The sequence below is a fragment of the Paraburkholderia sp. IW21 genome (genome assembly GCF_041321145.1).
Taxonomy (GTDB): domain Bacteria; phylum Pseudomonadota; class Gammaproteobacteria; order Burkholderiales; family Burkholderiaceae; genus Paraburkholderia.
Genome location: NZ_JBGGWA010000013.1, coordinates 99,711 through 117,351 on the forward strand (window position 1 = coordinate 99,711; position 17,641 = coordinate 117,351).

A 17,641-nucleotide genomic window follows, 5' to 3' on the forward strand; every position below is an offset into this window, starting at 1 on the left:
AACACGGGACTGAATATGACTACCCTGATCGTTAGCTACCCCAGCACAGAAGGCGGGATGTTTGACCGCGAGTACTACCTTTCGACTCATGCTCCACTTGTCCGCTCAGCATGGAGTGACTTTGGTCTGCAATCAGCCGAGGTCCTGTTCCCATCACTGGATCCGCAACCCTTCGCATGCGTAGCGATACTGCGTTTCAGCGATCAGGACGGGATCAATATGGCCCTTTCGTCGGCAAAGACCGCTGAGGTCGTTGGCGACGTGAAGAACTTCACCAATATCACACCGACGATGTTCTGCGCGGACGACTGGGCGATTACGCGGCTGGCGTGACTTCGCCATTGCCGTCAGTCTTGCAATCCTTGCGACATCCGATACCAGTGTGACGAATCAACTTGCCCTATGACATTACTGATTGGCATTCCTCTGGAACTTGCCACCGGAGAGCGGCGCGTAGCGACCGTACCCGAGGTGGTCGAGAAACTGATCAAGCTCGGGTTCATGGTGGCCGTGCAAAGCAGCGCAGGCGTCGCAGCGAACTTTGATGACGACGCCTACCGTGCGGCCGGTGCCGAGGTCATGGCATCGGCTTCCGAACTCTGGGCTTGCAGCGACATCATCCTCAAGGTTCGCGCTCCGAGCAGCGACGAAGTCGCGTCGATGCGCGAGGGCGGCATGCTGATTGGCTTTGTCTGGCCTGCCCAGAACCCCGAGCTGATGCAGCAACTGGCCGCGAAACGGGCCACGGTACTGGCCATCGACTCGCTGCCGCGCACGCTCTCTCGCGCGCAGAAGATGGACGCGCTCACCTCGATGGCCGGCATCAGCGGCTATCGCGCGGTGATCGAGGCCGCGCATGCGTTCGGCCGCTTCCTGAACGGGCAGATCACTGCCGCGGGCAAGGTGCCGCCCGCCAGGATCTTCATCGCCGGAGCGGGTGTAGCAGGCCTGGCTGCAATCGGCACCGCGGCCAATCTCGGCGCAATCGTCCGCGCCAACGACACGCGCGCCGAGGTGGCCTATCAGGTCAAGTCCCTGGGTGGCGAATTCGTCAAGGTGGACTACGAAGAGGAAGGCTCGGGCGGCGGCGGCTACGCCAGGGTCATGAGCGAGGGCTTCCAGCAGGCGCAGCGCGCGATGTACGCGCGGCAGGCAAAAGACGCGGACATCATCATCACCACCGCGCTGATTCCCGGCAAGCCGGCTCCGAAGCTCATCACGGCCGAAATGGTGCAGTCGATGAAGCCGGGCAGCGTCATCGTGGACATGGCAGCCGAGCAAGGCGGCAACTGCGAGCTTACCGTGCCCGGAGAAGCGGTGGTGCGCCACGGCGTGACCATCGTCGGCTACACCGATCTTGCTTCGCGTCTGGCGCGGCAGTCGTCCACGTTGTATGGCAACAACCTGCTGCGCGTGGTCGAGGAACTGTGCAAGACCAAGGACGGCACGATCAAGGTCGATTTCGATGACGACGCCATCCGCGGTCTCACGGTCATCAAGGAAGGCAGCATTACCTGGCCGCCGCCGCCGATCAGGCAGCCGGCCGTCGCACTCGCACCCCGGCCCGCCGCTGCTGCGGCGCCAGTCGCGCCGAAGAAGGGCCACGGCAGCAGCGAGCCGATGTCGGCGAAGTCGCTGGCCATCGCGTTCGGCATCGGGGCGCTAGCCTTCCTGATGGTGGGGCTGTACGCGCCGGCCACGTTCCTCTCGCACTTCACGGTGTTCGTACTGGCCTGTTTCATCGGCTACATGGTGATCTGGAACGTCACGCCGTCGCTGCACACGCCGCTGATGAGCGTGACCAACGCGATCTCGTCGATCATCGCCATCGGTGCGCTGGTGCAGGTCGCGCCGCCGCTGGGCGGCTCCGCGGCGGGCGACCGGCCATCAGGGCTGATCCTTGGTCTCGCGATGGGCGCGTTGGCACTTACGGCCGTCAACATGTTCGGCGGCTTCGCAGTGACGCGGCGCATGCTGGCGATGTTCCGCAAATAAGGGGACGACAACAATGACTTCCAACCTGACTACTGTCTCCTATATCGGCGCGGCGATTCTCTTCATCCTGAGCCTGGGCGGCCTCGCCAATCCCGAGACCGCGCGCCGCGGCAATCTGCTCGGCATGATCGGCATGCTCATCGCGGTGCTCGGCACGGTGCTCGGTCCGCGCGTGTCGGCCGAAGGCATTCCGTACGTTGTCGCTGCGCTGGTCGTTGGCGGTGCGGTCGGCCTGATCGCCGCGAAGAAGGTGCAGATGACGCAGATGCCCGAACTGGTCGCGCTGATGCATAGCCTGGTTGGCCTGGCGGCGTGCCTCGTGGGCTTCGCCAGCTACATCGATACGTCGGTGCAGTTCACCGGCGCCGAGAAGGCCATCCACGAAGTCGAGATTTACGTCGGCATCCTGATCGGTGCCGTGACGTTCGCGGGCTCGGTCATTGCCTTCGGCAAGCTGTCGGGCAAGATCGGCGGCAAGCCGATGCTGCTGCCGGCGCGCCACAGGCTGAACCTGGCCGCGCTGCTGATCGTGATCTATTACGGTCGCGCGTTCCTGCATGCAGAGACGATTCAGGACGGCATGATGCCGCTCGTCGTGATGACGGTGATCTCGCTGCTGTTCGGTGTGCACATGGTGATGGCGATCGGCGGCGCGGACATGCCCGTGGTGGTGTCGATGCTCAACAGTTACTCGGGCTGGGCGGCGGCGGCCACCGGCTTCATGCTCGGTAACGACTTGCTGATCGTGATCGGCGCACTGGTGGGCTCGTCGGGCGCGATCCTCTCGTACATCATGTGCCGCGCGATGAACCGCAACTTCATCAGCGTGATTGCCGGCGGCTTCGGCAGCGGCGCGGGTGTGCCCGCAACTGCGGGCGGCGCGGGCGCGCAGCCGGCCGGCGAGGCGGTGGCGGTGAGCGCCGCCGAAACCGCCGAGCTGCTGCGCGACGCGAAGCGCGTGATCATCGTGCCCGGCTATGGCATGGCCGTGGCGCAGGCCCAGCACACGGTCTTCGAACTCACGAAGGTGCTGCGAGAAAAGGGCGTCGACGTGCGCTTCGCGATCCACCCGGTGGCGGGGCGCATGCCGGGCCACATGAACGTGCTGTTAGCCGAAGCGAAGGTGCCGTACGACATCGTGCTCGAGATGGACGAGATCAACACGGATTTCCCAGAGGCGGACGTGTCGATGGTCATCGGCGCGAACGACATCGTGAACCCGGCGGCGCAGGAGGACCCTGCCAGTCCCATTGCAGGCATGCCGGTGCTTGAAGTCTGGAAGGCGAAGACGTCGATCGTGATGAAGCGCAGTATGGCCTCAGGATATGCTGGTGTGGATAACCCGCTCTTCTACAAAAACAACAACCGCATGCTCTTTGGCGATGCCAAAACCATGTTGAGTGAGGTTTTTGGCGCGCTGAAGGCTTGACCACGGCCATCCATTCTCAATATCCCCGTGGCCCGCTCGCACGCCATTTCACAATACAGGGAGTATTTGCATGAAGAAGTCCCGTCGCACTTTTATGATCACGATCGCATGTGTTGCATCTGGGGTAGCGTTGTCTCGCGTTGCCTTTGCCGATGAGGCCAGGGTGTCCGAAGCCGATTCGACGTCGCTCGCGCTTGCTTACAAGGCGGACGCGACCAAGGTCGACAAGGCGAAGTATGCGAAGTACGCAGCGGGTCAGGCCTGCAGTAACTGCACGTTCTATCAAGGCAAATCGAACGATGCGTTCGCTCCGTGCCCTATGTTCGGCGGCAAGCAGGTCGCGGCAAGGGTTGGTGTAGTGCCTATAACAAAAAAGCTTGATGGCTCATAGGCGACATGGACACGGAAAACGTGTCTGCAGCACGTCATAGCGTGCCCCGCGCGCAATTGGTCAGCGCGGGCGAGCCGCTGGTATCACGCTAACTGGGTGAACGCTGTTGGCGCTAGCATCGGATAGCCAGGATGTCGGTCGCCAAGGTAATAACTCCGCCGGGTATCCAAAATTAATGGACTGGTTCAATGAGGGCATTCACGGGCACGATCCGATTCAAGATCATGCTGACGCTCGGCGCATGTGTCGCGCTGATGGTGTCTATTGGTTTGCTGGGCCTTCGCGGTCTCGCCAGGCTCAGCGCAGGTATGGGCAGCATGTATTCGGTGAGCACGGTGCCGATCGAGGATCTTGCGGCGGTACAGGCGGCCGCTCTGAAGATTCGCCTTCAGATGCGTTACATCCAGGCGCTGCATGGCCAGGACAACGCTGCAGAGCTCGTTGCAAGCATCGGCGAAGAACAGAAAAAGCTCGATCGGGCCTGGCATGACTATTATCCAGCGAAGATCGCCACGCCCGATGAGCGCCATATGGCTGATCGGGTGGCGAAGGAGCTTGCGGTCTTCCGGACACAGTCGGACGACGTTGTCTCGGTGCTGCGCGCCGGAAATCTGGACATGGCGGCATTCACGATAGATGAACTCACCCAGACCGGCGATGCGGTGTCCGACGCGATCGGTCGCGACGTTGCGTTGAGCGCGACGCAGGCGCGGCAACTGGCCGAACGGGGCAATGCAACGTTCAACGCATTGCGATGGACGGTGCTCGGCGCAATCGGTCTGGGTATAGCAGCGGCCTGTGCCGCGTCCGCGTGGCTGATGTGGGCGATTACAAGTCCCTTGAAGGCCGCGCTTGGCGTAGCCCGGCGAATCGCCGAAGGCAGGCTGGGCGACGCCGAGGGGATAAGCTTGCACGGCGAGTTCGGGCAATTGCTCCGGGCGCTTCGGGCGATGGACGGACATCTCGCGAGGACCGTCCAGACGATCAAGGTATCAAGCGACGCAATTCTGAACGCATCCAGCGAGATAGCCGACGGGAGTACCTACCTCTCGGCAGGCGTGCGGCGGCAAGCTGCGTCGCTCGAAGAAACGGCGGCGAGCATGGACGAGCTCATCCTGTCAGTTCGACGCAACTCTGATCATGTGCGGCAGGCCGCTGAGTTTGCGAACGCGACGTCGCTCGCGGCCGATACCAGTATGGCCGCAGTCGACCGGATGAGAGGCACGATGGACAACATTTCTGCAAGCTCGGCAAAGATCGTGGAGATTACCGCACTCATCGAAGGAGTCGCTTTTCAGACCAACATTCTGGCGCTGAACGCGGCTGTCGAGGCTGCCCGCGCAGGCGAGCACGGGCGGGGTTTCGCGGTTGTCGCCGAAGAAGTCCGCAACCTCGCGCATCGCGCCGCTATCGCAGCGAAGGAGATCAAGGTTCTGGTCCGGATCTCGGCAGAGGCGATTTCCGGGGGGGCCGTGCACGCGGACCACGTCGTGCAGGCCATGGCGGACGTTCGGGCGGCGATCAAGCGCGTGGTTGAGATCAACGACAACATTTTCGACGCTTCAGAAGAACAGCGCGGGGGAATCGGCCAGGTCAACGAGGCAGTGAGCCGCATGGTCCAGACAATTCGCAAGAATGCGTCGGTAGTTCAACAAGCGGCGGAAGCGGCGACCTCGCTAAACGAGCAGGTGGCCGCCCAGCGGCGCGCCATTGCCGTGTTCGAGGTCCATTCGCAAACCAATCCGTCATCGGCCTGATCCGCCTCTGCCAGCATGTACCCTTCAGGTCCTGCGAACGGACAGCGGGCGCTCGTCTACCTGATCAACAAGGTCGATGCGCGCAGCCACCCGGAGCTCACTTGTGTCGGCCAGTGTGTTGCTACGCATCGGCTGGCGTGGTCCCATCCCGGGTGCATCGGTAGCCAGGAGGCGCTTCACCCACTCACGGGCGCGACACGACTTGCGATATAGGCGTGGACAGACCCTCGATTGACGGGACTGCAATCTGGCGGTTAGGCTCAAACCATGCGTTCGTCCAAAGTCGATTTAAATCTCTTCGTCGTTTTTGAAGCCGTCTATCGAACACGCAACCTCACGCGCGCGGCGGAACTGCTTTTCATCACGCAGCCCGCCGTGAGCAACGCGCTCGCGCGCATGCGCAAGGCATTCGACGATCCCTTGTTCGTGAGCACGCCAACGGGCATGATGCCCACGCCGGTTTCCGAGAACATCATTGGCCAGGTGCGCGAGGCGCTTCAATTGCTCGATTCGAGCACCCATGCCGGCGAGCGTTTCGATCCGGCCTCGTCGCAGCGGACCTTTCGGCTCAGCATGAACGATCTGACCGAGGCATTGCTGCTGCCCGCGCTCGAAGAGGTGCTGCAGCGCCTCGCGCCGGGCATTCGCATCGAAAGCTACTTCACGACGCGTCGCGACGTGCCCGAAGCGCTCGCGAGCGGCGCGGTCCATCTTGCGATCGACGCGCCTCTCATCGACGACCCGTACCTCGAGCAGGAACCGCTGGGCCGCGACCGTTACGCGTGCATGGTGCGCAACGAGCATCCGTTTGCGAAGAAGAAACTCACGACTGACGACTATCTGCGCTTTGGCCATATTCATGTGTCCAGCCGCCGCCAGGGGCCCGGTCTCGTCGATACGGAACTCAACAAGCTCGGCCTGCGCCGCACCATTCAGACGCGCGTTCAGCACTATCTCGTCGCGCCCTTGATCGCGATGCGCACCGATCTCGTCCTCACCGCGCCGCTCATGCTGCTCAAGCGCTATGACGCGCGCATTCTGGCGCTGCCCTTCGATATTCCCGATCTCGAGACACATGGGTACTGGCACCGCAGCGTGACGGCGGATCCGGCGCATCGCTGGCTGCGCGAGCAGATCGGGCGCCTCATGCGCAAGCAGCGGCAATAGCCGAGGTGTCACGAATCGTTATGGCGGAGTATCACGAGAATAAATTTCCTGAATACTCGGCGACCCAGTATTGTTTCAGTCATGTTCAGACGAGGTTGGCATGGCGGAACTCTATCTGGTACGGCACGGGCAAGCATCATTCGGCGCTAAAAACTACGACGAGCTTTCATCTTCAGGCGGCGCCCAGGCGCGTTGGCTCGGCGAATACTGCGCGCAATCAAGCCTGACATTCGATCGCGTCGTGACCGGCACGATGCGCCGGCACGCGCAAACCGCCGACGCCTTGCTCACCGCAATGGGCGGCGCGCCCGTGAAGATCGTGCAAGACGCGGATCTGAACGAGTACGATTTTCACGCGCTCTTTTCCGCGCTCGGCGAGAGCGGCCTGGCGCCCGGCCTTCTGGCCGAAGGCTCGATGAGGCACTTCTACAAGCGACTCAGGCAGGCCCTGCAGCTTTGGTCCGAGGATAAGCTGCCAGGGTGCGTTCCTGAGACGTGGGGGCAGTTCCAGGCGCGTGTGGGGCGTGCCCGTCTCGCCATTCAGCGTTCGGGCGGCAAGCGCGTGCTGGTGGTGAGTTCGGGCGGCCCGATTGCCGTCTTCACGCAGCAGATTCTGCAAGCGACTGCGGCTGCCGCCATCGCGCTCAACATGCAGATCCGTAACAGCAGCGTGAGCCAGTACGTCTTCAACGACAGCGCGATGTCGCTGGTCACCTTCAACACCTTGCCGCATCTCGAACAGGCCGAGCGGCGCGAACTGGTCACCTATGGCTGATTCAAATCCGGATTCCCGCTCCATGATGAATGCAAGTCTTCAGTTCGATGCCGATGCACTCGCGCGCTATCTTCGCGCGCACGTGCCTGGTTTTCAGGGACCCATGGCCGTCGAGAAGTTCGCCGGCGGACAGTCGAACCCCACGTTTCTTCTCGAAGCGCAAAACGGCCGTTATGTGCTGCGGCGTCAGCCGCCAGGCGAGCTGCTTAAATCCGCGCACGCCGTGGACCGCGAATTCCGCGTGCTGAGCGCGCTCGGCGACACTCCCGTTCCCGTTGCGCGGGCCTTGCACCTCTGCGAGGACCGCGAGGTGATCGGCAGCCTGTTCTACGTGATGAGCTACGAAGAAGGCGAAATCTACTGGGACCCATCGTTGCCCACGTTGCGCGCTGGAGAACGCGGCGCGATCTATGAAGCGCTGATCGGCACGATGGCGGCCCTGCACGATGTGGATGTCGATGCGGTTGGCCTTGCGGACTACGGTCGCGCGGGGAACTACTTCGCGCGCCAGATCGACGTATGGACCAAACAATATCGCGCCGCGCAGACTGATCAACTCGATGCCATGGAAGCGCTGATCGACTGGCTGCCGGCTCACTGTCCATCCGAGGCGGGCAAGCCTTCGCTCGTGCACGGCGACTTCCGCATCGACAACCTGATCTTTTATCGCGGCGCGCCGAAAGTTCGCGCGGTGCTCGACTGGGAACTCTCCACGCTCGGCAATCCGCTCGCTGACCTCGCGTACTTCTGCATGTGCCTGCGGCTTCCGCCCAAAGGCCAGATCGGCGGTCTCGCGGGGCTGGACCGGGCAGCGATTGGCGTGCCGGACGAGGCTGCGATCGTCGAGCAGTATTGCACTCTGCGGGGCATTGCATCGATCGAGCACTGGAATTTTTACCTTGCGTTCAGCTTCTTCCGGCTCGCCGCCATCGCGCAGGGCGTGAAAAAGCGTGCGCTGGGCGGCAACGCATCGAATGAGAAGGCGCGCCAGGTCGGCGAAATGGCCGGTGCGCTGGCGAAGATGGGCGTCGACGTCATCTGACAGCTGAGGTTCGGCGCGGACACATGGAATATGAGGGGACAGTTGTGGCTACTAATTTATTCGATCTGCACGACAAGATTGCTCTGGTCACGGGCGCAAGCCGCGGCATTGGCGAAGAAATCGCGAAGCTGCTCGCAGAGCAGGGCGCCCATGTGATCGTTTCGAGCCGCAAGCTCGATGACTGCGAGAGCGTGGCGCGCGGGATCAGGGAAGCGGGAGGGAGCGCCGAGGCGTATCCGTGCCACGTGGGGCGTCTCGACGACATTCAAGGCGTGTTCCAGCACATCCGCTCGAAACATGGCCGGCTGGACATCCTCGTGAACAACGCGGCGGCGAATCCGTATTTCGGCCACATTCTCGACACCGATCTTTCGTCGTTCGAAAAGACGGTGGAGGTCAACTTGCGTGGCTACTTCTTTATGTCGGTCGAGGCGGGCAAGCTGATGCGCGAGCACAGCGGCGGCGCAATCGTCAACACGGCTTCCGTCAATGCGCTGCAACCCGGCGACAAGCAGGGCATCTATTCGATCACAAAGGCGGCCGTGGTCAACATGACGCGCGCATTCGCCAAGGAGTGCGGGCCGCTTGGCATTCGCGTGAATGCGTTGCTGCCGGGCCTCACCAGGACCAAATTCTCCGGCGCCCTGTTCGCAGATCAGGCGATGTACGAAAGCTGGATGACGAAGATCCCGCTGCGCCGCCACGCGGAGCCTCGCGAGATGGCCGGCACCGTGCTGTATCTCGTCTCCGATGCGGCGAGCTACACCAACGGCGAGTGCATCGTCGTCGACGGCGGGCTGACGATCTGATCAGTGAGCGGCGCGCACTGACGCTCGCGCCGCACGACATTCACCAGGATTGAAGGAAGAACAAAATGGACTTTGCCTATAGCCCGAAAGTCGAAGCGCTGCGCACGCAGGTGCGTGCGTTTATGGACACGCATATCGTGCCGCGCATTCAGCAGTGGCACGAAGAAGTGAATGCAGGACAGTATCCCGTTTCGTTCATGGAGGAACTGAAGGAGAAGGCGCGCGCGGAAGGTCTCTGGAACCTGTTCCTGCCGCATCTACGCGAAGACGAGCCGGGCACGCGGCTCACGAATCTCGAATACGCGCCGCTTGCCGAGATCATGGGACGCGTTTCGTGGGCTTCCGAAGTATTCAACTGCAACGCGCCGGACACGGGCAACATGGAGCTGCTCCATATGTTCGCGACGCCCGCGCAACGCAAGAAGTGGTTGGAGCCGCTCCTCGACGGCAAGATCCGTTCGGCGTTTGCGATGACGGAACCCGCAGTCGCCTCTTCGGATGCGACCAACATCACTACGTCGATTCGCCTCGATGGCAACGACTATGTGATCGATGGCAGCAAGTGGTTCATCACGAACGCCGCGCATCCGAATTGCCAGCTGTTCATCGTCATGGGCAAAACGGATCCGGACGCACCCACGCACCGTCAGCAAAGCATGATTCTCGTGCCGCGCGACACGCCGGGCGTGAAAATAGTCCGCAATATCACGGTGGTCAATCACACGGCGCCGGAAGGCCACTGCGAGATCGAATTCAAGGGCGTGCGTGTGCCGCGCTCGAATCTGCTCGGCGAAGAAGGCAGCGGTTTTGCGCTCGCGCAGGCGCGCCTGGGACCGGGTCGTATTCACCATTGCATGCGCTCGGTCGGCGCCGCCGAACTGGCGCTCGAACTGATGATCGAACGCGCGCAGGCGCGCACGGCGTTTGGCAAGAAGCTCTATGAGCACGGCTCGGTTGGCGAGTGGATCGCGAAGTCGCGCATCGAAATCGATCAGGCCCGACTCTTCGTACTGAAGGCCGCCTGGATGATCGACAACGTGGGCGCGAAGGAAGCGCGCAAGGAAATCGCCATGATCAAGGCGCTCGGGCCGAACGTGCACACCGCCGTGTGCGAGCGGGCAATCCAGACTTTCGGCGCGATGGGCCTGAGCCCCGACACGCCGCTCGCAGACAGCTGGACGTGGGGGCGCGCATTGAAGTTTGCCGATGGCCCGGACGAGGTGCATCTGCAGAGCATTGCGCGCATGGAGATCAAGGCGCGGCCTTATGAACCGGGCCACGAGAGTGCCTACCTGACGCGCTAGCAAGACGTCTTAGGATTGTCTTTGGACTCATTTAGGAGCTGTCGCGTCTTTCCGAAGGCTGCGCGACGAGACCTCTCCGAGGTTGCCTCCTGCCGATCGAGCGGTTTTCTTGCCTTTGGGAAATAGTACCTCTAGAGTTGGAGCGGGTGACGACAGCAAGTTAAAACATTCGCTTATCATTCCCATTGCACCGACGCTTTCTGGAAGTCGGGCCGGAAGCTTGCAAGTCGATGGCGTTCCGTGCCGCTCAAGTACAATGCGAGCGGTTTGGTTTACGGGGACGCGATGACCGGCTTACATTCACGTTCCGCCCAGCGCGGGCGCGCACTGCCGTCGCCGGGCGCCACGGTGCCGATCTCGCTCGTCAACGGTTTTCTATCGAGCGCGGGCGTGGGGCGCGATGTGATCGAAGGCTATCTGTACGAAGCCGGCATTGCAATCGAGTTGCTCGGCGAGCCGCATTCGCGCGTGACGGAAGAGCAATTCTCGACGCTGTACCGCACGCTCGCGATTGACCTCGACGACGAGATGCCCGGCATCTTCTCGCGCCCGCTGCGCGGCGGCACGCTCAAGTACCTGTGCCTGAGCCTCCTCGATGCGCGCAACCTCAAAACGGCGCTGCATCGCTTCGGGCAGTTCTTCCATATCCTGCTCGACGACTTCTTCGTCGAATCGAGGAACGACGGTCTCATCGTGCAGGTAATGCTGCGGCCGGATGCGGCGGTGGGCCCAATCAGCCCGCTCGGCCAGGAGCTGATGCTCAAGCTCGTTCACGGCGTGTGTTCGTGGCTGATCGGGCAGAAAATCCCGCTGCTGCAGATCGAGCTTGCGTGCCCGCTACCGCGCCATGCGGTCGATCACGTGTACTTCTTCACCGGGTCCGTGAAGTTCGACTGCGAGTGCACGCTTCTGCGCTTCAGCGCGGACTATCTCGACGCGCCAATCCGGCAGAGCAAGCGCAACCTGCGGAAGTTCCTCGCGCGCGCGCCAGGCGACTGGATCTTTGAATCATTCAGTGAACAGCTCGTGTGCCATCGCGTGCGGCAGTACCTGTCGGCGGCTCTGCCCGACCTGCCCGTAATCGATCTGGCGGCCGAGCATCTGCATTGCTCCGTACGCACCTTGAGCCGCCACCTAGCCGCCGAGGGCACGACGTTCCAGGTGCTCAAGGATGAACTGCGGCGAGATATCGCAATCCAGCGGCTCACCGACACGCCCGACACGATCGCGGCGATCGGCGCCGACGTCGGCTTCGACGATCCGAGCGCGTTCCATCGCGCGTTCCGGCATTGGACAGGCAGCACGCCGGGGACTTACCGGCGGCGTGCATAGCGCGCGGAGCAGGTGCAGCCGTTTTTCCGACGCTGGATCACCTGGCCGACTCACTTCGCCTGCTCCCACGCCCGGCTCCCCTATGCGGCCCATAACCGGCTCGCCTTGCCGGACGCTCCGCCAACTGTCACCACCGCTTCGGCCCCACCGGTCGGCACAACGATGCGCTTGTCTTTTCGCAGAGACCGGACTCGGGGAAACCCGACGCGGCCGGCTGCCTTCAGCATCGCCGGTGCATCGCGTGGCCGGTTTTGTCACCATGAGGGCCGGAAATGACAATGGGAGTTCGTCACTGCGGCGGTAGCATGCGTCACAACGTCTCCTGGATCTGGCCGGTTTTGCCGTATCGGGCCTTGAGACGCACCTCATTCACCGCCTGACTGGAACATCGACCATGAGCTATACCGCCCCCGTCAAGGACATGCTGTTCGTGCTTAGGGAACTCGCGGGCATCGACACCGTTGCGCAGCTTCCGGGCTTCGAGGATGCCGGTTACGACACCGCGCATGCCGTGCTCGATGAGTCGGCGAAATTTTGCGGCGAGGTGCTGGCGCCGCTGAACGTCGAAGGCGACCGCAATCCGAGCAGCTGGAAGGACGGCATCGTGACCTCTACGCCGGGCTTCAAGGAAGCGTTCCATAAGTTCGTCGAGGGCGGCTGGCAGGGGCTGCAGCATCCGGCCGAGTACGACGGTCAGGGGTTGCCGAAGCTGATTGCGGCGCCGTGCATCGAAATGCTGAACGCATCGAACCTGTCGTTCGCGCTGTGTCCGCTGTTGACCGACGGCGCGATCGAGGCGCTGTTGACGGCCGGCACCGACGAGCAGAAGCAGCGCTACGTGCCGAAGCTGATCTCGGGCAAATGGACCGGCACGATGAACCTGACCGAGCCGCAGGCGGGCTCCGATCTGGCGCTGGTGCGCTCGCGCGCCGAGCCGCAGGGCGACGGCACGTACAAGATGTTCGGCACGAAGATCTTCATCACGTGGGGCGAGCACGACATGGCGGACAACATCGTCCACCTGGTGCTGGCGCGCACGCCGAACGCGCCGGAAGGCGTGAAGGGCATCTCGCTGTTCATCGTGCCCAAGTTTCTCGTCAACGACGACGGTTCGCTTGGCGCGCGCAACGACGTGCACTGCGTGTCGATCGAGCACAAGCTCGGGATCAAGGCGAGCCCGACGGCGGTGCTGCAATACGGCGACCACGGCGGCGCGATCGGTCATCTGATCGGCGAGGAAAATCGCGGCCTCGAATACATGTTCATCATGATGAACGCGGCGCGCTTCGGGGTCGGGATCCAGGGGATCGGCGTGGCCGACCGCGCATACCAGAAGGCGGCGGAATTCGCGAAGGAACGCGTGCAGAGCCGCCCGGTCGATGGGTCGGCGAAGCAGTCGGTGCCGATCATCCATCACCCGGACGTGCGCCGGATGCTCGGCACGATGCGTGCGCTGACCGAAGGCGCGCGGGCGCTGGCCTACGTGGCAGCCGCGCACAGCGACATTGCCCACCGCCATCCGGACGAGGCGACGCGGGCGCGTCATCAGGCAATCTACGAGTATGTGGTCCCGGTCGTGAAGGGCTGGAGCACGGAGATGGTGAACGACGTCACGAGCCTGGGCGTGCAGGTGCATGGCGGGATGGGCTTTATCGAGGAAACCGGCGCCGCGCAGTACTACCGCGATGCGCGGATCCTGGCAATCTACGAAGGGACCACGGCGATCCAGGCGAACGACCTGGTCGGGCGCAAGACGGTGCGCGACGGCGGCGCGGTGGCGAAGGCGCTGATCGCGGAGATTGGCGAGACGGTGGCCGCACTGGGCCAGCTCGACGGCGCGGCGGCCGCGTCGATGAAGACGCAGCTGGAGAAGGGCGCGCGCGCGTTGTCGACGGTGGTGGACTACGTGCTCGCGAACGCGAAGCAGGACCCGAACGCGGTGTTCGCGGGCAGCGTGCCGTATCTGAAGCTCGCGGGCGTCGTGCTGTGCGGATGGCAGATGGCGCGCGCGCTGCTGGCCGCGCACGCGAACCGCGCAAGCGACACGGCGTTCTTCGATGCGAAGATCGCGATCGCACAATGTTATGCGGAACACGTCCTCGTGCAGGCAGGCGGGCTCGAGGCGTCGATCGTCGGTGCGAAGGGCAACGAGAGCGTGCTCGCGTTGACGGAAGAGCAGTTCTGATCGTAACGGTCAGGGCGCAGGAGGAGACAGGATTTTGACCACACACGACTTGCTCGCGCAATACGGGCCGCGCGAATCGATGGAATACGACGTCGTGATCGTCGGCGGCGGCCCCGCCGGGCTGTCGGCGGCGATCCGGCTCAAGCAGCTGGCCGCCGGGAAAGGCACCGAGATCGGCGTGTGCGTGCTCGAGAAGGGTTCCCAGATCGGTGCGCACGTCCTGTCGGGCGCGGTGATGGACCCGCGCGCGATCAGCGAACTGTTCCCCGACTGGAAGGAACAGGGCGCACCGCTCACTGTTGAGGTGACGGAAGACCGCTTCCTGTTCCTGTCTGAGAAGAGCGCGGTCACGACGCCGAACTGGGCGATGCCCGAGAACTTCGAGAACCGCGGCAACTACGTGATCTCGCTGGGCAACGTCACGCGCTGGCTGGGCCAGCAGGCCGAGGCGCTGGGCGTTGAGATCTTCCCGGGTTTCCCGGCCGCCGAGATTCTGTATAACGACGACGGCTCCGTCAAAGGGGTCGCGACCGGCAACATGGGCGTGGGCAAGGACGGCGAGGCGACCGGGAATTTCCAGCTCGGCATGGAGCTGCACGCGAAGTACACGCTGTTCGCCGAAGGCTGCCGGGGCCACCTCGGCCGCCAACTGATCGGGAAGTTCAAGCTCGACGCGAACGCGGATCCGCAGGCATACGGGATCGGCATCAAGGAACTGTGGGAAATCGATCCCGCGAAGCACAAGCCGGGGCTCGTCATGCACACGGCCGGCTGGCCGCTGAAGTCCGACACCTACGGCGGTTCGTTCCTGTATCACATGGACAACAACCAGGTGATGGTCGGCTTCGTAGTCGGTCTCGGCTACACGAACCCGTACCTGTCGCCGTTCGAGGAATTTCAGCGCTACAAGACGCATCCCTCGATCCGCGCGTTCCTCGAAGGCGGCAAGCGCGTGTCGTATGGTGCGCGCGCGATCACGGCAGGCGGGCTGCTGTCGCTGCCTAAGCTGGTGTTCCCAGGCGGTGGGCTGATCGGCGACGACGCGGGCTTCCTGAACGCGTCGCGCATCAAGGGCAGCCATGCGGCGATCAAGACCGGCATGCTGGCGGCCGACGCCGCCTTCGACGCGGTGCAGGCCGGCCGCCAGAGCGACGAGCTCAACGCGTACCCGGACGCCTTCAGGCAGTCGTGGCTGTACACGGAGCTGTACCGCGCGCGCAATTTCAAGCAGTGGATGGCCAAGGGCCTGTATCTCGGCACGCTGATGGTCGGACTCGAGCAGAAGGTGCTGGGCGGAAAAGTGCCGTGGACGCTGCACCACCAGCACGCGGATCACGATATGCTGAAGCCGGCGTCGCAGTGCGAGCCGATCGAGTATCCGAAGCCGGACGGCAAGCTGACGTTCGACCGGCTGTCGTCGGTGTTCATCTCAAACACGAACCACGAGGAGAACCAGCCGGCGCATCTGACGCTGAACGATGCGAGCGTGCCGGTGAACGTGAACCTGCGCACGTATGCGGGGCCGGAGGGGCGCTTCTGCCCGGCGGCCGTGTACGAGTTCGTGAAGAACGACGACGGCAGCGATCGGCTGGTGATCAACGCGCAGAACTGCGTGCACTGCAAGACCTGCGACATCAAGGACCCGACGCAGAACATCGTGTGGGTCACGCCCGAAGGTGGCGGCGGGCCGAACTACCCGAACATGTAACGCATCAACGCGCATGCGTGCGCGAACGAACCGGAGCAGAACGATGAGCAATGCAGTGAAAGAAGTCGTGGTGGTGAGCGGCGTCCGTACCGCGATCGGTGATTTCGGCGGCAGCCTGAAGGATTTCTCGCCGACCGACCTCGGTGCGAAGGTCGTGCGCGAAGTGCTGTCGCGTGCGAACGTGCCGGGCGACGCGGTCGGGCATGTCGTGTTCGGCCACGTCGTGAACACCGAACCGAAGGACATGTACCTCGCGCGCGTCGCGGCGATCGACGGCGGTGTCGCGCAACACGCGCCGGCGCTGACCGTGAACCGCCTGTGCGGCTCGGGCCTGCAGGCGATTGTGTCGGCCGCGCAGACCATCATGCTCGGCGATGCCGACGTCGCGATCGGCGGCGGGGCGGAGAGCATGAGCCGCGCGCCGTACATCGTGCCGGCCGCGCGCTTCGGCCAGCGCATGGGCGACGCCAAGCTCGTCGACATGATGCTCGGCGCGCTGCACGACCCGTTCCAGACGATCCACATGGGCGTGACGGCCGAGAACGTCGCACGCAAATACGGCATTTCGCGCGACGCGCAGGATGCGCTCGCGCTCGAATCGCACCGTCGCGCGGCGCGCGCGATCGCCGAAGGCCGTTTCAAGGACCAGATCCTGCCGGTCTCGATCCGCACGAAGAAGGGCGAGGTCGCGTTCGACACTGACGACCATGTGCGTCACGACGCCGGCCCGGACGATTTCTCGAAGCTCAAGCCGGTGTTCGTGAAGGAAGACGGCACGGTGACGGCCGGCAACGCGTCGGGGATCAACGATGCCGCCGCGGCGGTGCTGATGATGAGCGCGGAGGCCGCGCGCGCGCAGGGCGTGAAGCCGCTAGCACGTCTCGTCGCGTATGCGCACGCGGGCGTCGATCCGGCGTACATGGGCATCGGCCCGGTGCCGGCCACGCAGAAGGCGCTCGAGCGCGCGGGCCTGAAGATCACCGATCTCGACGTGATCGAGGCAAACGAGGCGTTCGCCGCGCAGGCATGCGCGGTCACGCAGGAGCTCGGCCTCGATCCGGCCAGGGTCAACTCCAACGGCTCGGGCATTTCGCTCGGTCACCCGATCGGCGCGACGGGCGCATTGATCACGGTCAAGGCGCTGTACGAGCTCAAGCGCGTCGGCGGGCGTTATGCGCTCGTGACGATGTGTATCGGCGGCGGCCAGGGGATTGCGGCGATCTTCGAGAACATCTGATAATCGAAAGCTCAGTGCCCCCAACACACAGGAATCGTCATGGCCATCGAAACCGTCGGCGTCGTGGGCGCCGGAACCATGGGCAACGGCATTGCACAAACCGCCGCCGTTGCAGGACTCAACGTCGTGATGATCGATGTCACCGATGCGGCGCTCGACAAGGGCGTCGCCGCGCTGAAGGGCAGCCTCGAGCGGCTCGTATCGAAGCAGAAACTCGATGCCGGCGCACGCGATGCCGCGCTCGCGAAGCTCGCGGCGGTCGACATCGTGATCGTCGGGGAGACCTCAAATGATGGCCGCGGTTAGGAACCGTTCCCCGGTCCGTAGGAAGTCTCGGGTTCGGTCCCGCCTAACTGGTAGTGGTCAGGCTCCATCGTCGGCCGACAAATTGAAAGTGCATAGACGCACCATGATCCATCGCTGTGTCCCTACGACGGGACGTGCGAACGCGCGGCACTCGGCCGGGCCGGCCGAAAGGGTGCGGTCGCACTAGCGCGCATCGCGTGTCAC

13 protein-coding genes and 2 pseudogenes are annotated in these 17,641 nt (G+C 63.4%); all 15 read left to right on the forward strand.

Annotation, left to right across the window (positions count from 1 at the left end; genetic code table 11):
• Positions 1 to 15: 15 nt before the first annotated feature.
• Positions 16 to 333: an EthD family reductase gene (locus tag ACAX43_RS26935; protein WP_370711449.1), complete on the forward strand. Its 318-nt coding sequence runs from the start codon at positions 16 to 18 to the stop codon at positions 331 to 333.
• Between the two features lie 69 nt (positions 334 to 402).
• The gene (locus tag ACAX43_RS26940; RefSeq protein WP_370711450.1) at positions 403 to 1,995 is read left to right on the forward strand and encodes a Re/Si-specific NAD(P)(+) transhydrogenase subunit alpha; all 1,593 of its coding nucleotides are present in this window, start codon (positions 403 to 405) and stop codon (positions 1,993 to 1,995) included.
• A gap of 13 nt (positions 1,996 to 2,008) precedes the next feature.
• Complete coding sequence (gene pntB / locus ACAX43_RS26945; RefSeq protein ID WP_370711451.1) at positions 2,009 to 3,424, forward strand: Re/Si-specific NAD(P)(+) transhydrogenase subunit beta; 1,416 nt, start codon at positions 2,009 to 2,011, stop codon at positions 3,422 to 3,424.
• 70 nt (positions 3,425 to 3,494) lie between these two features.
• A pseudogene (locus tag ACAX43_RS26950) lies at positions 3,495 to 3,805 on the forward strand (high-potential iron-sulfur protein).
• Positions 3,806 to 4,003: 198 nt separating this feature from the next.
• Complete coding sequence (locus ACAX43_RS26955; RefSeq protein WP_370711452.1) at positions 4,004 to 5,572, forward strand: methyl-accepting chemotaxis protein; 1,569 nt, start codon at positions 4,004 to 4,006, stop codon at positions 5,570 to 5,572.
• A 267-nt stretch (positions 5,573 to 5,839) separates the two neighbouring features.
• Positions 5,840 to 6,739 (forward strand): LysR family transcriptional regulator, encoded by a 900-nt coding sequence (locus ACAX43_RS26960; RefSeq protein WP_370711453.1) that lies wholly within the window; start codon positions 5,840 to 5,842, stop codon positions 6,737 to 6,739.
• Between the two features lie 100 nt (positions 6,740 to 6,839).
• Entirely contained in the window at positions 6,840 to 7,514 is a 675-nt protein-coding gene (locus ACAX43_RS26965) for a histidine phosphatase family protein (protein WP_370711454.1), read from the forward strand.
• Positions 7,515 to 7,536: 22 nt separating this feature from the next.
• On the forward strand, positions 7,537 to 8,556 hold the full coding sequence (locus ACAX43_RS26970) for a phosphotransferase (RefSeq protein WP_370711455.1): 1,020 nt from the start codon (positions 7,537 to 7,539) through the stop codon (positions 8,554 to 8,556).
• Positions 8,557 to 8,600: 44 nt separating this feature from the next.
• Positions 8,601 to 9,365 (forward strand): SDR family oxidoreductase, encoded by a 765-nt coding sequence (locus ACAX43_RS26975; protein WP_370711456.1) that lies wholly within the window; start codon positions 8,601 to 8,603, stop codon positions 9,363 to 9,365.
• Between the two features lie 65 nt (positions 9,366 to 9,430).
• On the forward strand, positions 9,431 to 10,669 hold the full coding sequence (locus ACAX43_RS26980; protein WP_370711457.1) for an acyl-CoA dehydrogenase family protein: 1,239 nt from the start codon (positions 9,431 to 9,433) through the stop codon (positions 10,667 to 10,669).
• A 240-nt stretch (positions 10,670 to 10,909) separates the two neighbouring features.
• Positions 10,910 to 12,001 (forward strand): AraC family transcriptional regulator ligand-binding domain-containing protein, encoded by a 1,092-nt coding sequence (locus tag ACAX43_RS26985; protein WP_370711458.1) that lies wholly within the window; start codon positions 10,910 to 10,912, stop codon positions 11,999 to 12,001.
• 394 nt (positions 12,002 to 12,395) lie between these two features.
• Entirely contained in the window at positions 12,396 to 14,186 is a 1,791-nt protein-coding gene (locus tag ACAX43_RS26990; RefSeq protein ID WP_370711459.1) for an acyl-CoA dehydrogenase, read from the forward strand.
• 79 nt (positions 14,187 to 14,265) lie between these two features.
• The gene (locus ACAX43_RS26995) at positions 14,266 to 15,894 is read left to right on the forward strand and encodes an electron transfer flavoprotein-ubiquinone oxidoreductase (RefSeq protein WP_370711522.1); all 1,629 of its coding nucleotides are present in this window, start codon (positions 14,266 to 14,268) and stop codon (positions 15,892 to 15,894) included.
• Between the two features lie 43 nt (positions 15,895 to 15,937).
• Positions 15,938 to 17,131: a beta-ketothiolase BktB gene (gene bktB / locus ACAX43_RS27000; RefSeq protein WP_370711460.1), complete on the forward strand. Its 1,194-nt coding sequence runs from the start codon at positions 15,938 to 15,940 to the stop codon at positions 17,129 to 17,131.
• 39 nt (positions 17,132 to 17,170) lie between these two features.
• Positions 17,171 to 17,422 (forward strand): annotated as a pseudogene (locus ACAX43_RS27005) (3-hydroxyacyl-CoA dehydrogenase NAD-binding domain-containing protein); the annotation flags it as partial.
• Between the last annotated feature and the right edge of the window lie 219 nt (positions 17,423 to 17,641).